Raw genomic sequence first — 15,632 nt, 5'->3', positions numbered from 1 at the left:
AGCGGAGAGAGCGGAGGGAGCCGGGGATGCGGCGGGGGCGGCCTTGGCCAGGTCGCCGGCCCGATAGGTCCGGCTGCCCGACGCGGTGGCAGGCATCGAGGCGATGTCAGCGGCACTCGGCGTCGTGACGGCTGCGGTCGCGGCGCGGCCCCGGGCCGCTGGCGTTCCCGCCGGGGCCGGGGCTGCCAGACCGGCATTCGACGCGGGTGGTTCGGATCCTCTGGCGGCGACGACAGCCGGTACGTCCGCAGGATCGCCGTCGCCGTCAGCGTCGGCGTCCGGACCGGCGTCGGTGTCGGGACCGGTGTCGGCGTCGGGACTGGCGTCAGCGTCGGTGTCGGCGTCCGGACTGGCGTCAGCGTCGGGGTCGGGACCGGCGTCGGCGTTGTCGGCGGAGACAGGACCGGGGGCGACATCGGTGTCGGCGGGATCGAGATCGGTGTCGGCGTCCGCGTCGGGACCTGAACCGGCACCCGGGACAGGATCGGTGTCGGTGTCGGTGTCGGGAGCAGGATCGGGGCCGGAACCGGGCGTGGTGGTGGCCCCGACGACAGGAGCGGGGTCCTGCGTGGCGGTGGCGTCCGGGGCGGGATCGGGCGCGACGGTGGCGTCTACGGCAGGAACGGGCTCGGGCAGGGCGTCGGCGGGGTTCGGTGACGTCCGAACCTCCTCCTCGGCCGATGGCACGCTCCGAGCCTCTTCGTCCTCCGGCGGTACGTCGTCCGTTTCCGGTACCGCTGCTCCCTCGTCGCCAGCCGAATCCACGTCAGCCGAATCCACGCCGACCGGGTCCCGATCCGTTTCGGACCCGGCCCGCTCGGCCGGACCCCGTTGAGGCTGGTCGGCCCAGAGCGCCCCGGCGGGCGGGGGCGGAGGCGGTTCGTACGCCTCGGGCAGTTCGTCCTCGCCCGGTGGCTCCGGCAGGGCAGTGCCGACCGGTGGCGGGGGTGGCAACGGAGACAGTTCGTCCTGCCCGTCCCGTACGGACGGCGGAGGGCCCGCCGGATCGTCGGGACCTGGCGGTCCGTCCCCGTCGCCCGGCCTGACCTGCGATTTGTCCATTGTTGCCTCCCGCGCCCCACGCCCCGGACCGGTGGGCCGGGCCGGAAGTACGTCAACCCTCACCGTGCCATATCTCAGCACGAGCGCACAGCCGGCCGCCGGCCGGCACCGTCAGCCCTCGCTGGGACTACCGTCCGCTGTCGGAGCCGACCGGGTGGCGCTCGGTCCGCCCGTCGTCGCGTTCGCCGTGGGGGTCGTCGGCTGGTTGGTCGACGGGTCCGGCTTCGGCGCAGACGTGGTCGCCGGTGGCGTGGTCGCCGGTGGCGTGGTGGTCGGCGGTGGCGTGGCGGGTGGCTTCGTGGTGGTCGGCGGTGGCGTGGTGGGCGGCTTCGTGGTGGTCGGCGGTGGCGTGGTGGGCGGCTTCGTGGTCGTCGGTGGCGGTGTGGTCGGCGGTGGCGTGGTCGTGGCGGGCGCCGGCACCGCGGGGAAGACCCGGGTCGCCGCGTAGAACCGGGACCACCAGACGGTGGAGACCTTGACCACCTCGCCCGTGGTGGGCGAGTGGACCATCTTGCCGCCACCGATGTACATCCCGACGTGGTGGATGGTGGTCCAACTGCGGCCGGAGGCGAAGAAGATGAGATCGCCGGGGAGCAGAGCCTCCCGTGCGACGCTCTGGTTGCGGGTGCCGTTGTACTGGTCCCGTGACACCCGGGGGATCCGCTTGCCCTGGGACAGATAGGCGGCCAGCATCAGCCCGGAGCAGTCGAACCGGTCCGGACCCTCGGCACCCCACAGGTAGGGGTCGCCCCGCTGGGCGAGTGCGTAACGCATCGCACCCAGCGCCTTGGGATGCGCCACCATCCCGGCGACGCTGTCGGTGCCGATCTGGCCGCCGAGGAGCTGCTCGGCCGCTTCCTGGGCGCGTTCGATCGCCGCCAGCTGATCCGCGTTGTTGCGCTTGAGCGTCACCAGGGCGGCGGACCGCTCCTTGTACCGCCTCTCCGCCGCCGTGAACGCATCGGCCGCCTGCGTGGACTTGGTAGCGGCCGCCTGGTAGGCCGCCCCTGCCGCCTGCTCGGCCTGGAGCGCCCGGGCCACCTCGCTGGCGGCGAGGGTGGAGTCGCCGCTGCGCTCCTCGCCACGCTGGATCCGGCTGAGCAGGTCGAGGCCGTGCAGATCGGTACCGAAGGCGCCCGGCGGCAGACCTGCGGCGTCCTTGAGCGCACCCGCCGCCGCGCTGTCCGCCGAAGCACGGGCCCTGGCCACTTCGTCCCGGGCCTTGATCCGGACCCCGTCGGCGGCGGTCAGTTCGGTGGCGGCCGTGTCCCGCGCCTGGCGCAGCTGCAGCAGTTGCTCGCCGAGCTGGGCGACCTCGACCTCCAGCGCGTATATCTGACTCGCCAGCGGGCCGTTGACGGCCGGGATCTGCGGGTACGACGGTGGTGTCGTGACGGTGCCGGGCACGGCCGGCACGCCGACCGGCAGGGGGCGTACGCCGGAGTCGGGGATGGTGTTCGGCAGTGGCGGTTCGGCGTAGACCGGGCTGGCGAGCGCCCCGGCGACGATCGCGCCGACCAGGGCGGACCAGAGCATCGGGCGTAACACCGGGGAGACGGTGATGCCCGGTCGCGCCGGTCGTCCGCGCCTGCTGTTGGTCATGCCGCTTCCCGTCCGGCGCACCACGGCGGCATCGACCCGGCCGTGGTATCGCCTTGAGTGTGTATCGCGTCCCACTTTGTCTTACCTCAATGTGCTGGGGATGTCGATCCGGAAGCGGGTAACGAGACGCTGAGAACCCGGTTAACCGGACGCGCCGGACGGTGAACTTCGTCGCTGTCGGCGACCGGTCCGGGTTGCCGGCAGAGGGGTCCACGTAGGCTCGTCGAAGATCGGGCTGGTGGGGGATCGCTGCTGGAGGGACGTGGCTGGCATGGATGCCGGACGAAAGCGTGAGCTGGAGGAGAAGGTCTACGCCGGGGAACGGCTCAGCCGGGCCGACGGCGAGGAACTCTACGCCAGCGACGATCTGGTCTGGCTCGGGCGGCTGGCGCACCACCGGCGTACCGAGCTCAACGGTGACCGGGTGATGTTCAACGTCAACCGGCACCTGAACCTCACCAACGTCTGCTCGGCCAGCTGTGCGTACTGCTCCTTCCAGCGCAAACCAGGCGAGTCCGACGCGTACACCATGCGCGTCGAGGAGGCCGTGCGTAAGGCGAAGGAGATGGAGGGCCAGCAACTCACCGAGTTGCACATCGTCAACGGGCTGCACCCCACCCTGCCCTGGCGCTACTACCCGAAGGTGCTGCGCGAGCTGAAGGCGGCGCTGCCGGACGTCAAGTTGAAGGCGTTCACCGCCACCGAGGTGCAGTGGTTCGAGAAGATCAGCGGCCTGCCCGCCGACGAGATCCTCGACGAACTCATCGACGCCGGCCTGGAGTCGCTGACCGGCGGTGGGGCGGAGATCTTCGACTGGGAGGTCCGGCAGCACATCGTGGATCACGACTGCCACTGGGAGGACTGGTCCCGGATCCACCGGTTGGCGCACGCCAAGGGGCTGCGGACCCCGTCGACCATGCTCTACGGCCACATCGAGGAGCCTCGGCACCGGGTCGACCACGTACTACGGCTGCGGGAGTTGCAGGACGAGACGGGCGGCTTCACCGTCTTCATCCCGTTGCGCTACCAGCACGACTTCGTCGACTCGGCGGACGGCAAGATCCGTAACCGGCTCCAGGAACGGACGACGATGGCGTCCCCGGCCGAGTCGTTGAAGACGTTCGCCGTGTCCCGGCTGCTGCTCGACAACGTGCCGCACGTGAAGTGCTTCTGGGTGATGCACGGGTTGTCGGTGGCCCAGCTCTCGCTCAACTTCGGCGCGGACGACCTGGACGGGTCGGTGGTCGAATACAAGATCACCCACGATGCCGACTCGTACGGCACGCCGAACACGATGCACCGGGAAGATCTGCTGGAGCTGATCTGGGACGCCGGGTTCCGGCCGGTCGAACGGGACACCCGGTACAACGTCGTGCGCGAGTACGACGCCCCGCCGACGCTGGCGCACCGACGGTCCGAGCCCCAGCAGGTCTGGGCCTGATCCGCTCGGCCCGGTGGACGGCGGCCCGGCTCGGGCCGATCCGCCCCGGCTCACGTACGCTCGACGCGTCATGAGCGAGCGAAGTGAGCGGGCACCCTTTCCCCGGCGCGACGACGACCGGCGGATCGTGGTCCTGGCCGATCTGCTCGGGGTGACCCTGGCCGGGGTGGTCGTCGGAGTGGTGGCGCTGCTGGTCTTCGACTGGATCTTCGCGCTGCTCGGCATCGGCGAGTTCGGCCGGGCGAACGGCTGGCTGGCGGTGATCCTGCCGGCGTGGGTCTTCGTCGAGGAGTTCCGGGCCTGGAACTTCGGGCCCGCCCGGGTAGCTGGCGCGCTGGTGGCCGCCGCCGTCGGAATCGCCGCCGGGCTGCTGGCCGCCGGGTTGGCAGCCGGGGCCCCGCCGCTGGTCTCGGGCGGGTTGGGCGCCGCCGTCTTCGCCGTGGCGTACGCGTTGGTCTGGTTTGTCGGCATCCGCTGGCTCGCCGGCCGGACGAGCTGATCGGAGATGGAGAGATGAGTCCCGCGGTGAAGTACACGCTGGGCCGGATCGGTCTGTTCGTGGTGGTGGCCCTGGCGCTCTGGCCGGTCGAGGCGAACATCTTCCTCAAGCTCATGCTGGCGGTGGCGTTCTCCGCCGCGCTCGCCTTCTTCCTGCTCCGGGGTTGGCGGGACCAGATGGCCCAGCAGCTGGCCGGTGCGGCGGAGAAGCGCCGGGCCGAGAAGGAACGGCTCCGCGCCGCGCTGGCCGGGGACGACCGGCCGGCCGCGGCGGAAGAATCGGGCGACAAGCCGGACACCGTACGCTGATCGCGCCCGAACCGACCCGGCGTGCCGGCTGGTAGGGCCGGTCCTGCCGCCCGGTCCGGCTGCTCCGTCCGGTCCGGCTGCTCCGTCCGGTCCGGCTGCTCCGTCCGGTCCGGCTGCTCCGTCCGGTCCGGCTGCTCCGTCCGGTCCGGCTGCTCCGTCCGGTCCGGGGCATAGGGTGACCGGGTGAACCGACACGTCGAGTTCGACCGTCTGCACAACTTCCGGGATCTCGGCGGCTACCGGACGGCCGACGGCCACACCGTCCGGTGGGGACGGTTGTACCGCTCGGACTCGCTGGCGAAACTGCGGGGGCGGGACTGGGACCGCTTCCTGACCCTCGGCGTGCGTACCGTGATCGACCTGCGCTATCCGTGGGAGGTCGAGGCGAAGGGGCGGGTGCCGGAACACGAGAGCCTGACGTACCACAACCTGAGCGTGGAACACCGGCCGTACAACCAGGCCGAGATCGATCCGGCCCTCGATCCGTGGCGCTACCTCGCCGACCGGTACGCCGAGGTCGCCCTCGACGGGGTCAAGGAGTTGCGGCAGGCGCTGGAGGTGATCGCCGCCGAGGACACCGGTCCGCTGGTCTTCCACTGCGCGTCGGGCAAGGACCGGACCGGGCTGCTCGCCGTGCTCGTGCTGACCCTGTTGGGCGTTCCGGAGGAGGAGATCGTCGCGGACTTCGCGCTGACCGAGCTGGCCACGGACCGGCTGGTCGCGGACTGGAGTGCCGTGAACGGTGGCCGTCCGCCCCGCTGGCCCGGATACGGGCGGGCGCCGGCCGAGGTCATCCGACTCGTGCTGGCGGACCTGGCCGCCAACCACGGTTCGGTGGACCGGTACGCCAGCGACCGGCTCGGCGTCGACGACGACCTGCGGGCCGCGCTGCGCCGGCAACTGCTCGACGGATGACCGGCCCCGCACCCGGGCGACGTTGACCGGGTACGGGGCCGATGTTCCCTCCCCAGGGGCTTGCCGCGTGGTGGCTACCAGTTGGTCGAGCCGGGCAGCTTCGGCCAGGGCTTCCACCACGGCTTGATCAGGTACGCGATGCCGCCGGAGCCACTCGACACTCCGCCGCTGGCGTTGGTCCGCTTGGTCCGCAGCCAGATCTGCTCGAACTGCTCGCGCTGGTAGACGTTGCGGACCACGTCGTTGCTGGACGACGCCGGATCGTTGATGATCACGTCACCGTCTCTGGTGAACCCGACCACCACGAAGAGGTGTCCCGAGGTGCCGTAGTTGGCGCCGTCGAGCTCCTCGGCCAGGAAGGACTGGCTGGTCACCACCGGTATGCCGGCCTTGATGAAGTGTTCCACCTCGTCGAGGGAGTGCAGCCGGGTCACCTTCGCGTCCAGCCCCGGGAACGAGGCCGCGTACGCGGTGTTGAACGGCCAGTTGCCGGCGCCCTCGTACGCGTAGTCGTAGACCATCCGGGCGGCGTGGTTGACCGTGTGGTCCGGATAGTCGGGATTCACCCAGGAGGTGTCCTCGGCGGACGGCTTCTGGCCCCAGTACTCCACCACCATCTCGGTGGAGGTCGGCGAGCACCAGGCCTGGCCGCCGCCGTCGTACTCGGGATAGTGGCCGGCGTGGACGTTCTGCGAGTAGGTCGGGACGCGCAGTTCCCGCCCCCAGGCGATCCGGCCGGCGCTCGGCGGCACGCTGAACCGGTCCGGCACCATCGAACTCATCGCGCCGAGCATCCGGACCCGGGGCGCGTGCCGGGCGTCCGGGGCACGGTAGAGGGTCAACCGCAACTGGTACGCCCGCAGCATCACCCCGTTCGCGACGTCGTCGATCGAGAAGGTGTCGGTCCAGATCGTCGACCAGGGGTCGCCCTGCCGGTTGACTGTGGTCCGCCGGATGTCCTGGTCACCGGAGGCCCAGCGGCCCATGACGTACCACGGGGTCTGGTTGCCGGTGTTGTAGGTGCCCTGCAGCTCGATCTGGATCCAGGTGCCGGCGGGGGTGTCGGCGTTCCACGAGGCGACGAGTTCGCTGGCGTCGAAGCCGACCGAGGTGACCGGTGACGTCCAGGTGCTGTACGCCCAGGTCTTCGTGATTCCGGTGTGCGGATCGGCGTACTCGGTGGTGCCGAACGGCCGCAGCATGGTGATCCCGGTACGGACGCCGGGGATCGCGACCGTGCCCTGGTGGCTGCCGCCACGCCAGTCGGCGTAGCTGGACCAGTCCTGGTAGGTGATCTGCTCGTCGTGGCTGACCGGCCGCTTGCCGGTCTGGGGCACGGTGGCTCCGGCCGGGGCGGCGGTGCCGAGCAGGGCGAGTGTGGTGATTCCGGCGAAGACGAACGCCCGCCGGCTGGTCGGAAACGGGGGTCTGGCCATCGGTGCTCCGCGGGGACGAAGGTCGGGTCCTGTCCTGTCGTCACTATTCCGCTCGGCAGGAACTTTCGCCAGAGCTTCGAGCTAGGAAAATCTTTGCCGGGATGAGGGGCAGACTGGCATGGGACTCGGAGTGATCAATATTGATATGACCATGGAACGGATGGTGCAGTGGGCACTACCCAGCGGGATCCTCCCTACCCCCAGGAGGTCTTCATGCCCTTCCGCACCCTGATGTCCCGGCCGTCGATCCGGCACCGGACCGTCGCCCGGCCCACCATCGCGGGCCGGAGCACACCACGCCGGATGGCGGTACTCGCCGGCGCCGTCGTGATCGGACTTCTCGCGGCCGTTTCCGGCCCGGTCGCCGCCAGCGCCCAGCCGGACCAGACGACCGCCGCCGAACCGGACACCACCGCCGAGTACCGGGTCCTCGGTCCGCGTACCCTGGCCGACCGCAACGCCGTCGCCCGCACCGGTACCGCCATCGACTACGTCGAGCACGGCGTGCTGCACGTGACCGCCACCGCCGCCGAGGTCAAGGCGATCACCGCACTCGGCTTCGAGGTGGCGGCCGTACCGGCGCCACCGGACCGGGGACAGCCGAACGGCGACATCGGGATCCTCGACTTCCCGCCGGCCGACTCCGCGTTCCACAACTACGCCGAACTGAACACGGTGCTCAACCAGGTCGTCGCCGACCATCCGACGATCGCCCGCCGGACCAGCATGGGAACCTCGTACGAGGGGCGTGACCTGCCGGTCATCAAGATCTCCGACAACGTCGCGACGGACGAGAACGAGCCGGAGATCCTGTTCAACTCCCAGCAGCACGCCCGCGAGCACCTGACCGTGGAGATGGCGATCTACCTGCTGAACCTCTTCACCGACAGCTACGGCTCGGACTCCCGGATCACCAACATCGTCAACAGCCGGGAGATCTGGATCGTTCCGACCGTCAACCCGGACGGCAGCGAGTACGACATCGCCACCGGCTCCTACCGGTCCTGGCGGAAGAACCGGCAGCCGAACAGCGGATCGTCGAACGTCGGCACCGACCTGAACCGCAACTGGGGCTACAACTGGGGCTGCTGCGGTGGCTCGTCCGGCACGACCTCCTCGGAGACGTACCGGGGCCCGTCGGCGTTCTCCGCGCCGGAGACCGCCCGGCTGCGCGACTTCGTCAACAGCCGGGTCGTCGGCGGTACGCAGCAGATCAAGGCCAACATCGACTTCCACACGTACTCGCAGCTCGTGCTCTGGCCGTACGGCTACACCACCGCCAACACCGCGCCGGGGCTGAGCGCCGACCAGGAGCGGACGTTCCGGACCATCGGCCAGCAGATGGCGGCCACCAACAGCTACACCCCGGAACAGTCCAGCGACCTCTACATCACCGACGGGGACAGCCTGGACTGGATGTGGGCGACCCACAACATCTTCGCGTACACCTTCGAGATGTACCCGGGCTCGGCCAGCGGCGGCGGCTTCTACCCGCCCGACGAGGTCATCCCGGCGCAGACGTCGCGGAACCGCGAGGCGGTGCTGCTCCTGGCCGAGTACGCCGACTGTCCGTACCGGGCGGTCGGGCTGGAGGCCACGTACTGCGGAACCGGCGGCGGCACCACGGTCTGGTCGGACACCTTCGAGACCGCGACCGGTTGGACGATCAACCCGTCGGGTACGGACACCGCCACCTCCGGGGCCTTCGAGCGGGGTACGGCCCAGGCGACCACCTCCAGCGGGGCCAAGCAACTCGCCCCGTACGCCGGCAGCAACGACCTGGTCACCGGTCGGCTCGCCGGCTCGGCAGCCGGTGACTACGACGTGGACGGCGGCGCCACCAGCGCCCAGTCCCCGGCGATCACCCTGCCGGCCAGCGGAACGCTGACGCTCTCCCTGGCCTGGTACCTCGCGCACGGGTCGAACGCCTCGTCGGCGGACTACCTCCGGGTGAGCGTGGTGCACAGCGGCGGCACGACCCAGGTGTTCAACCAGGCCGGTGCGGCGAGCAACCGCAACGGCTCCTGGGCGACCGCCACCGCCAACCTGTCCGCGTACGCCGGGCAGTCGGTCCGACTGCTGGTCCAGACCGCCGACGCCTCCGGGGCGAGCCTGGTCGAGGCGGCCGTCGACAACGTGACGATCACCAGTTCCTGACCGTCACCGCCTGGCCCGTGGTCTCCGGCCACTCTCCGGCCACCTCGTCAGGGGTGGCCGGAGACCACGGCTCAGTCGCCGGAGAAGCCCCAGAAGTAGATCTCCTGCGGCTGGCCCGCTGCGTCGTGCAGGACCACGCAGCGGCCGAACCAGCGATCCCGAACCAGATCACCCATCGCGACGACGTGTTCCCGGGTAGGTAGCTCGGTGCCGGTGTACTGGAGGGCCTCCGCCTTCGTCACCGGCTCCACCGTGCCGTGATCCGGCTTTTCCCCGTCGCCCAGCACCCGGTACATGTCGAGGATCGAGTGGGTTCCGCTCTCCTGCACCCACTCGTCGGCGAAGAGTTCACGCATGGTGGCCGGGCGGTTGTCGTAGTCGCTCGCCGAGTGGCCCAATTCGCCGCGCGCCCACCAGTAGTCGCCCTCGGCGAACACCTTCTGGCGCAACGCATCCAGCGCCGCGCCCAGATCCGGCTGGTACGCGACGACGTAGCCCCATCCCGATGCACCCACGACCGACTGAAACCCCGCCGGCCCCACCTGCTCAGGGTGGCCGCTTCGTGATCGCGAAGATTGTGGCCGGAAACAGCGAGCCGAACTTAACGTGATCATGGCTCGCTGTTCCGGGTGGCTGGGACAGGCGGTGCGGGCCGGGCGAGTGCTCGGCCCGCACCAGCCTCCGGTGTGGTCGACTCAGCTGGTCGGTGAGCGCCTGCGGTCGGTGCCGGCCGGTGGGGTCTCGTCGGTCCAGGTGGCGTGGAGCAGCAGCGTCCAGCCCATCAGCGTCCCGTGCTCGGCCACGTCCTCGTCCGCCTCCCGGACCCAGGCGCGCAGTTCGGCGGCAAGGGCCGATTGCCGGACCTCGTCGCGGTACCGCTCCCGCCCAGTAGTGCGCGGAGCAGCCGGATTCTTACCGGAGAACCTGCGTCACACCGCGAGCGTGTCCAGGATCTGCTGGCCGTACTTGGCGAGCTTGTTCTCCCCGACGCCGTTGACCCGGGCGAGGTCGGTCAGCGTCGCCGGAGGCTCGGCCGCGATCTGGCGCAGGGTCGCGTCGTGGAAGATGACGTACGCCGGAACGCCCTGCTCCTTGGCGGTGGCCGCACGCCAGGCCCGGAGCCGTTCGAACACCGGCTCGGCGTCCGGGGACAGCTCGACGGCGGCGGTGGACCCGCCGGCCCGGGGCTTCGACGTCCGGGAGGCTGCCGCCCGGGGCGCCTCCCGCCGCATCGTCACCTCGCGCCGCTTGCCGAGTACGTCGCCGCTCGACTCGGTGAGGCTCAGCGTGCCGTAGTCGCCCTCGACCGCGAGCAGTCCCTGGGCGAGCAGTTGCCGGACCACGCCGCGCCACTCGGACTCGGTCAGCTCGGTGCCGATACCGAAGACGCTCAGGGTGTCGTGGCGGTACTGGGCGACCTTGTCCGTCCTGCGGCCGAGCAGGATGTCGATGGACTGACCGGCGCCGAACTTCTGGTCGCGTTCCCGGTGCAGGCGCAGCACGGTGGAGAGGAGTTTCTGTGCCGCGACGGTCCCGTCCCAGGACTCCGGCGGGGTCAGGCAGGTGTCGCAGTTGCCGCATCCGGTGCTCTGCTGGCCGAAGTACCCGAGCAGTTGTTCCCGCCGGCACTGCACCGTCTCACAGAGCGCGAGCATGGCGTCGAGGTGTGCGGCGAGCACCTGGCGGCGGGCCCGGTCGCCGTCGGAGCTGTCGATCATCTTGCGTTGCTGCACGACGTCGGAGAGCCCGTACGCCAGCCAGGCGGTGGACGGCAGACCGTCGCGGCCGGCCCGACCGGTCTCCTGGTAGTAGCCCTCGATCGACTTCGGTAGGTCGAGGTGGGCGACGAACCGTACGTCGGGTTTGTCGATCCCCATCCCGAAGGCGATCGTCGCGACCATCACCAGCCCGTCCTCGCGCAGGAACCGGTGTTGGTTGGCCGCGCGGGTGCCCGAGTCGAGTCCGGCGTGGTACGGCAGCGCCGGAATTCCGTTCTGCACCAGGAACTCGGCGGTCTTGTCCACCGACGCCCGGGACAGGCAGTAGACGATCCCGGCGTCGCCGGGGTGCTCGGTCCGGAGCAGGTCGAGGAGCTGCTTCTTCGGCTCCCGCTTCGGCACGATCCGGTACTGGATGTTGGGCCGGTCGAAGCTGGCCACGAAGTGGCGGGCGTTCCCGAGATTCAGCCGGGCGGCGATCTCGGCATGGGTCGCCGGGGTCGCCGTGGCGGTCAGCGCGATCCGGGGTACGGCCGGCCACCGTTCGTGCAGCATCGACAGCGCCAGGTAGTCGGGCCGGAAGTCGTGGCCCCACTGCGCGACGCAGTGCGCCTCGTCGATCGCGAACAGTGCGATCTTGCCCCGGTCGAGGAGCCGGAGCACGGACTCGGTCCGCAGCGCCTCCGGGGCGAGGTAGAGCAGGTCGAGATCGCCGGCGACGAAGGCCGACTCGACCAGCCGGCGAGCCTCGAAATCCTGCGTCGAGTTGAGGAATCCGGCCCGTACGCCGAGGGTCGTCAGGGCGTCGACCTGGTCCTGCATCAGCGCGATGAGCGGCGAGACGACGACCGCGACCCCGTCCCGGACGAGTGCCGGGATCTGGTAGCACAGCGACTTGCCGCCACCGGTCGGCATGAGCACCAGCGCGTCACCGCCACCGACGACCTGGTCGATGATCTCCCGCTGGTTGTCCCGGAAGGTGTCGTAGCCGAAGACCCGACGCAGCACCCCCAATGCGTCGTCGGTGCGCTGGTCGGTCGGAGAAGTCACCCGGGGGATTCTACGAGCAGCCCGCCCGGTTGGCGGGCCAGGAAGGACCGGGCGTCACGGATGTCCGGGCGACGGCCTCACCGGCGAGGCCGGGCGGACCGGGACCGGGTGGACGTCTCCCGCGCCTCGAACCGCTCCTGAGCGTCGAGAACCGCGTTGGCGTACCTGGTCGCCCAGGCACCCATCGCCCGCATCGGCTCCAGGATGGCGTTGCCCGCTTCGGTCAGGGCGTAGTCCACCCGGGGCGGGGCCTCCCGGTCCGGCGCCGTGCGGCGGGCTGACGCGGGCCGGATACCTCGAGGCGACGGCGGCGCTCGCGATCGGGCTGTGGTGGGCCGGCGGGCAGCCACGGGCCGCGTTCCCGGCTCTGGCCCAGGTGTGAACCTGTTCCGGCCGGTCCGGTGGCGGGACCGCCAGGGCGGGCCTAGGCGGCGGAGGTGCTGGGCTGGCGGCGGCTGGTCACCCGTCTGCCCGGGACGTGCCCGCGACCCCAGCGGACCGTCCGGTCCAGGACGCCGCGCGCCATGATGACCAGGCAGGTTCCGGCGTTGACGAACGATCCGACGACGTCGCTGGGATGGTGCATCCCCCGGTACATCCGGGTCAGCGCGACGCCGATCGGCACCGCGACCAGCAACGACCACCACGCCACCTTGACCGGGGTGCGTCGGGCCCGGGTCGCCAGCACGAGGGCCAGACCGCAGTACAGGGCGACGGACGCCGAGGTGTGGCCGGAGGGGAAACTCGACGTCGGCGGTGACGTGTCCATGTGCTCGACCGCGGGCCGCGTCCGGTCGATCGCCATCGTGGTGAGCAGGAAGACCAGGGCCTGGGCGCTCACCGCCCCGATGAGGAACATCGGCTCCCGCCACCGGCATCCGGAGAGCGCGAGGACGATCGCCACCAGCGCGGTGACCGCGACGACCGCCGACGTGCTCGCGATGGTGCTGAAGACCAGCGAGACGGCGTTCAGGGTGCCGTCCCGCTCCGCCTCGAACCGCCGGTTGACCGCGTCCTCGGCGGTGAGCGGCCAGACGTCGTTCAGTACCCTGGTGACCAGCAGCCCCAGGCCCACCATGAACCCGTAGAGGACGGCCGTCGGCAGCACGAGCCGGAGGATGGCCTGCCGGAGCACGGTGGGAATCTCAGCGAGGGACATCGCCCCTTGCTACCCGATGCCGTATCCGGCTACGCCTGCGGGTGGGCTGCCGGCTCGGGCCGCGACCCGCCCTCCTCCTCGACCATGCCCTCGCGCACCGGTGACGTCGGGCGCCGGCCCACGTGCCCGCGCCAGGTGGCGAACGCCGCCGTCGTGGCCGCCACCATGGCGGCACCGAGGACCCAGCCACCCAGGACGTCGCTCATCCAGTGCACGCCGAGCGCGATCCGGCTCATCCCGGTCAGCACGGTCAGTACCACGGCGGTCACCCACAGCCCGCACCGCGCCGCGCGTCGCCGCCGGGCGTCGCCGGCCCCATTCACGAAGGGCAGCAGAGCCAACAGGAGTACGCCGGCCGCCAGCGCCGCCGTCAGCGCGTGGCCCGACGGGAAGGAGTAGCCCGGCGCGTGTGACACCGGATCCAGCAGGTCGGGCCGATCCCGGCCGAAGATCAGTTTCAGGGTGGCGCCCAGCACCCCGCCGGCCACCATCGTGGTGACGGCCCAGAGCGCCACCCGACGGGCGCCCCGCCACCACAGCCATGCCGCCACCGCCAGGACCGCCACCCGCAGCGGCCCCGGTCCGAAGACGTCGGTCCAGATCTGTGTCGCCGACACCCAGCCCGGGTTCGCCACCGCATGTCCATGCAGCGTCTCGGCGATGTCCTGGTCGAGGTGCCGCAGCGGCCACCAGGCCGAGATGACGAGGATGGCGAGCACCGAGAAGGGGACCAGTACGAGCAACGCGGCGGCCGAAGCCAGGGTCAGCCGCAGTCCCAGGGACCGGTCTGGGTCCAGGCGTCTCTCCCACCATCCTCGAGTTGACGGGTCGTCCGTGCCTGGCTGTGCCGATCGCATGGATCACCGTTACCCGGCAATCCCGCCGACGATTCCTGTCGGTCCGCTCCGGATCGCGGGCCGCCGGATCGGGTAGGGCGGCGTTGGTCAGCCGACTGTGATCAGCGGGAACGTCCAGCGGATGGCGCGATGCCACTGACGGGTGACGACGCGGATGCGCTACGGTTTTCCCCGACCACCCCGCAGCGAAGCCGGTGCGAAACCGGCGCTGTCCCGCAACTGTGATGTCTCCCGCGCTCGTCGCCGCCCCCGGCACGGGCAGCCAGCGGAGGATGAGCCAGGTCGCCTGCGGCACGGTCGCGGAACGCGCCTTCGAGGAAGGGCGCCCCGTGGGCGGGGGGCACCAGCACCTGTCGGCGGAGCACCAGACCTCAGCCGACAGGAGGACCGATGAGAAGACGTACGCCCAGGTTGTTGGCCGTGGTGTTGACCACGGCCGTACTCGCCCTCGGGGCCTGTGCCGACGACTCCGCCCCGGAGCCGGGTACGGGGGCCAGCGGCGCCGCCACCTTCCCGGTCACGGTCGGCGCGCTCACCCTCGACAAGCGCCCCGAGAAGATCGTCGTACTGGGGCCGAGCGCCACCGAGATGCTCTTCGCGATCGGGGCCGGCGGCCAGGTCGCCGCCGTCGACGACAACTCCAACTTCCCGGCCGACGTGCCGAAGACCGAACTTTCCGCGTTCACCCCGAACGCGGAGGCGATCGCCGCGAAGAACCCCGACCTGGTGGTGCTGACCAACGACCTGAACAAGATCGTGGATCAGCTCACCCAGTTGAAGATCCCGCACTACCTGGCACCCGCCGCGAAGACGCTGGACGACACGTACCAGCAGCTCACCGACCTCGGCACGCTCACCGGCCATCCGGACGAGGCGGCGGACGTGGTCCAGCGGATGAAGGACGACATCGGCAAGCTCGTCAAGGACCTGCCGCAACGGTCGACGAAGCCGACCTACTTCTACGAACTCGGCCCGGAGTACTACTCCGCGACCAGCAGGACGTTCGTCGGATCGCTGTTCGGCATGGTCGGCCTTACGAACATCGCCGACCCGGCCGACGCCGACGGTTCGAAGGGCGGCTACCCGCAGCTCTCCGAGGAAGCCCTGATCAAGGCCAACCCCGACCTGGTCTTCCTGGCCGACACCAAGTGCTGCCAGCAGTCCGCCGAGACGGTCAAGGCCCGCAAGGGCTGGGCCGGGGTTACCGCGGTGAAGAACAACCAGGTCGTCGCGCTCGACGACGACATCGCCTCGCGCTGGGGCCCACGGGTGGTCGAACTGCTCCGGGCGATCGTCGACGCGGTGGCCAAGGTTCCCGCTTGAGCACAGCGGGCACCCCGGGTGCCACGGGCACGCCGGTACGTCCCGGGGAGCCGGCCGCGTCCGGCCGGCCGCCCCGGGATGGCCGGCCGGTCCGACCCGCCGGGC

General features: G+C 70.7%; 14 protein-coding genes and 1 riboswitch. Of the genes, 6 read left to right on the top strand and 8 right to left on the bottom strand.

What is annotated here, in order from left to right; translation table 11 throughout:
• Together I0C86_RS14625 and I0C86_RS14620 are read right to left on the bottom strand one after the other, a co-directional pair.
• Nucleotides 1–1,062: MSCRAMM family adhesin SdrC (locus tag I0C86_RS14625; protein WP_230394160.1), on the bottom strand; the 1,062-nt coding region annotated here is incomplete at its 3' end.
• Nucleotides 1,063–1,173: 111 nt separating this feature from the next.
• Nucleotides 1,174–2,664, bottom strand: coding sequence for a C40 family peptidase (locus tag I0C86_RS14620; RefSeq protein ID WP_196201761.1), 1,491 nt, complete (start codon nucleotides 2,662–2,664; stop codon nucleotides 1,174–1,176).
• Between the two features lie 271 nt (nucleotides 2,665–2,935).
• On the opposite strand from I0C86_RS14620, the gene mqnE reads away from it, so the two are divergent.
• The 4 genes from mqnE to I0C86_RS14600 all read left to right on the top strand — a co-directional run bounded on the left by mqnE (nucleotide 2,936) and on the right by I0C86_RS14600 (nucleotide 5,827).
• Complete coding sequence (gene mqnE, locus I0C86_RS14615) at nucleotides 2,936–4,105, top strand: aminofutalosine synthase MqnE (RefSeq protein WP_196201760.1); 1,170 nt, start codon at nucleotides 2,936–2,938, stop codon at nucleotides 4,103–4,105.
• Nucleotides 4,106–4,175: 70 nt separating this feature from the next.
• A complete protein-coding gene (locus tag I0C86_RS14610; RefSeq protein WP_196201759.1) occupies nucleotides 4,176–4,604 on the top strand; it encodes a hypothetical protein in 429 nt (142 codons plus the stop codon).
• Nucleotides 4,605–4,618: 14 nt separating this feature from the next.
• Nucleotides 4,619–4,912, top strand: coding sequence for a DUF4229 domain-containing protein (locus I0C86_RS14605; protein WP_196201758.1), 294 nt, complete (start codon nucleotides 4,619–4,621; stop codon nucleotides 4,910–4,912).
• A 183-nt stretch (nucleotides 4,913–5,095) separates the two neighbouring features.
• Nucleotides 5,096–5,827: a tyrosine-protein phosphatase gene (locus I0C86_RS14600; protein WP_196201757.1), complete on the top strand. Its 732-nt coding sequence runs from the start codon at nucleotides 5,096–5,098 to the stop codon at nucleotides 5,825–5,827.
• Nucleotides 5,828–5,901: 74 nt separating this feature from the next.
• Here I0C86_RS14600 and I0C86_RS14595 read toward each other — a convergent pair whose 3' ends face one another.
• Nucleotides 5,902–7,263 (bottom strand): C39 family peptidase, encoded by a 1,362-nt coding sequence (locus I0C86_RS14595; RefSeq protein ID WP_196201756.1) that lies wholly within the window; start codon nucleotides 7,261–7,263, stop codon nucleotides 5,902–5,904.
• 276 nt (nucleotides 7,264–7,539) lie between these two features.
• Here I0C86_RS14595 and I0C86_RS14590 point away from each other — a divergent pair, with 276 nt between their 5' ends.
• Complete coding sequence (locus I0C86_RS14590; RefSeq protein ID WP_407676307.1) at nucleotides 7,540–9,420, top strand: M14 family metallopeptidase; 1,881 nt, start codon at nucleotides 7,540–7,542, stop codon at nucleotides 9,418–9,420.
• A gap of 71 nt (nucleotides 9,421–9,491) precedes the next feature.
• On the opposite strand, the gene I0C86_RS14585 is transcribed toward I0C86_RS14590, so the two are convergent.
• From I0C86_RS14585 to I0C86_RS14565, 5 genes are all read right to left on the bottom strand, one after another.
• Nucleotides 9,492–9,935 carry a hypothetical protein gene (locus I0C86_RS14585; RefSeq protein ID WP_196201755.1) on the bottom strand — a complete coding sequence of 148 codons (444 nt, stop codon included), beginning with the start codon at nucleotides 9,933–9,935 and terminating at the stop codon, nucleotides 9,492–9,494.
• A gap of 414 nt (nucleotides 9,936–10,349) precedes the next feature.
• Nucleotides 10,350–12,188 (bottom strand): DNA helicase RecQ, encoded by a 1,839-nt coding sequence (gene recQ / locus I0C86_RS14580; protein ID WP_196201754.1) that lies wholly within the window; start codon nucleotides 12,186–12,188, stop codon nucleotides 10,350–10,352.
• Nucleotides 12,189–12,265: 77 nt separating this feature from the next.
• A complete protein-coding gene (locus tag I0C86_RS44450) occupies nucleotides 12,266–12,538 on the bottom strand; it encodes a winged helix-turn-helix transcriptional regulator (RefSeq protein ID WP_196201753.1) in 273 nt (90 codons plus the stop codon).
• Between the two features lie 74 nt (nucleotides 12,539–12,612).
• Nucleotides 12,613–13,347 carry a phosphatase PAP2 family protein gene (locus tag I0C86_RS14570; RefSeq protein WP_196201752.1) on the bottom strand — a complete coding sequence of 245 codons (735 nt, stop codon included), beginning with the start codon at nucleotides 13,345–13,347 and terminating at the stop codon, nucleotides 12,613–12,615.
• A gap of 29 nt (nucleotides 13,348–13,376) precedes the next feature.
• On the bottom strand, nucleotides 13,377–14,204 hold the full coding sequence (locus tag I0C86_RS14565; RefSeq protein ID WP_196201751.1) for a phosphatase PAP2 family protein: 828 nt from the start codon (nucleotides 14,202–14,204) through the stop codon (nucleotides 13,377–13,379).
• A 190-nt stretch (nucleotides 14,205–14,394) separates the two neighbouring features.
• Nucleotides 14,395–14,486: riboswitch (cobalamin riboswitch) on the top strand.
• Between the two features lie 108 nt (nucleotides 14,487–14,594).
• Here I0C86_RS14565 and I0C86_RS14560 point away from each other — a divergent pair.
• Nucleotides 14,595–15,527, top strand: a complete 933-nt coding sequence (locus I0C86_RS14560) for an ABC transporter substrate-binding protein (protein ID WP_196201750.1) — start codon at nucleotides 14,595–14,597, stop codon at nucleotides 15,525–15,527.
• Nucleotides 15,528–15,632 lie beyond the last annotated feature (105 nt).

It is taken from the genome of Plantactinospora alkalitolerans, assembly GCF_015690345.1.
Classification (GTDB): domain Bacteria; phylum Actinomycetota; class Actinomycetes; order Mycobacteriales; family Micromonosporaceae; genus Plantactinospora; species Plantactinospora alkalitolerans.
Note: the sequence above shows the minus strand (reverse complement) of the source record. Positions and strands in the feature narration are given on the sequence as shown.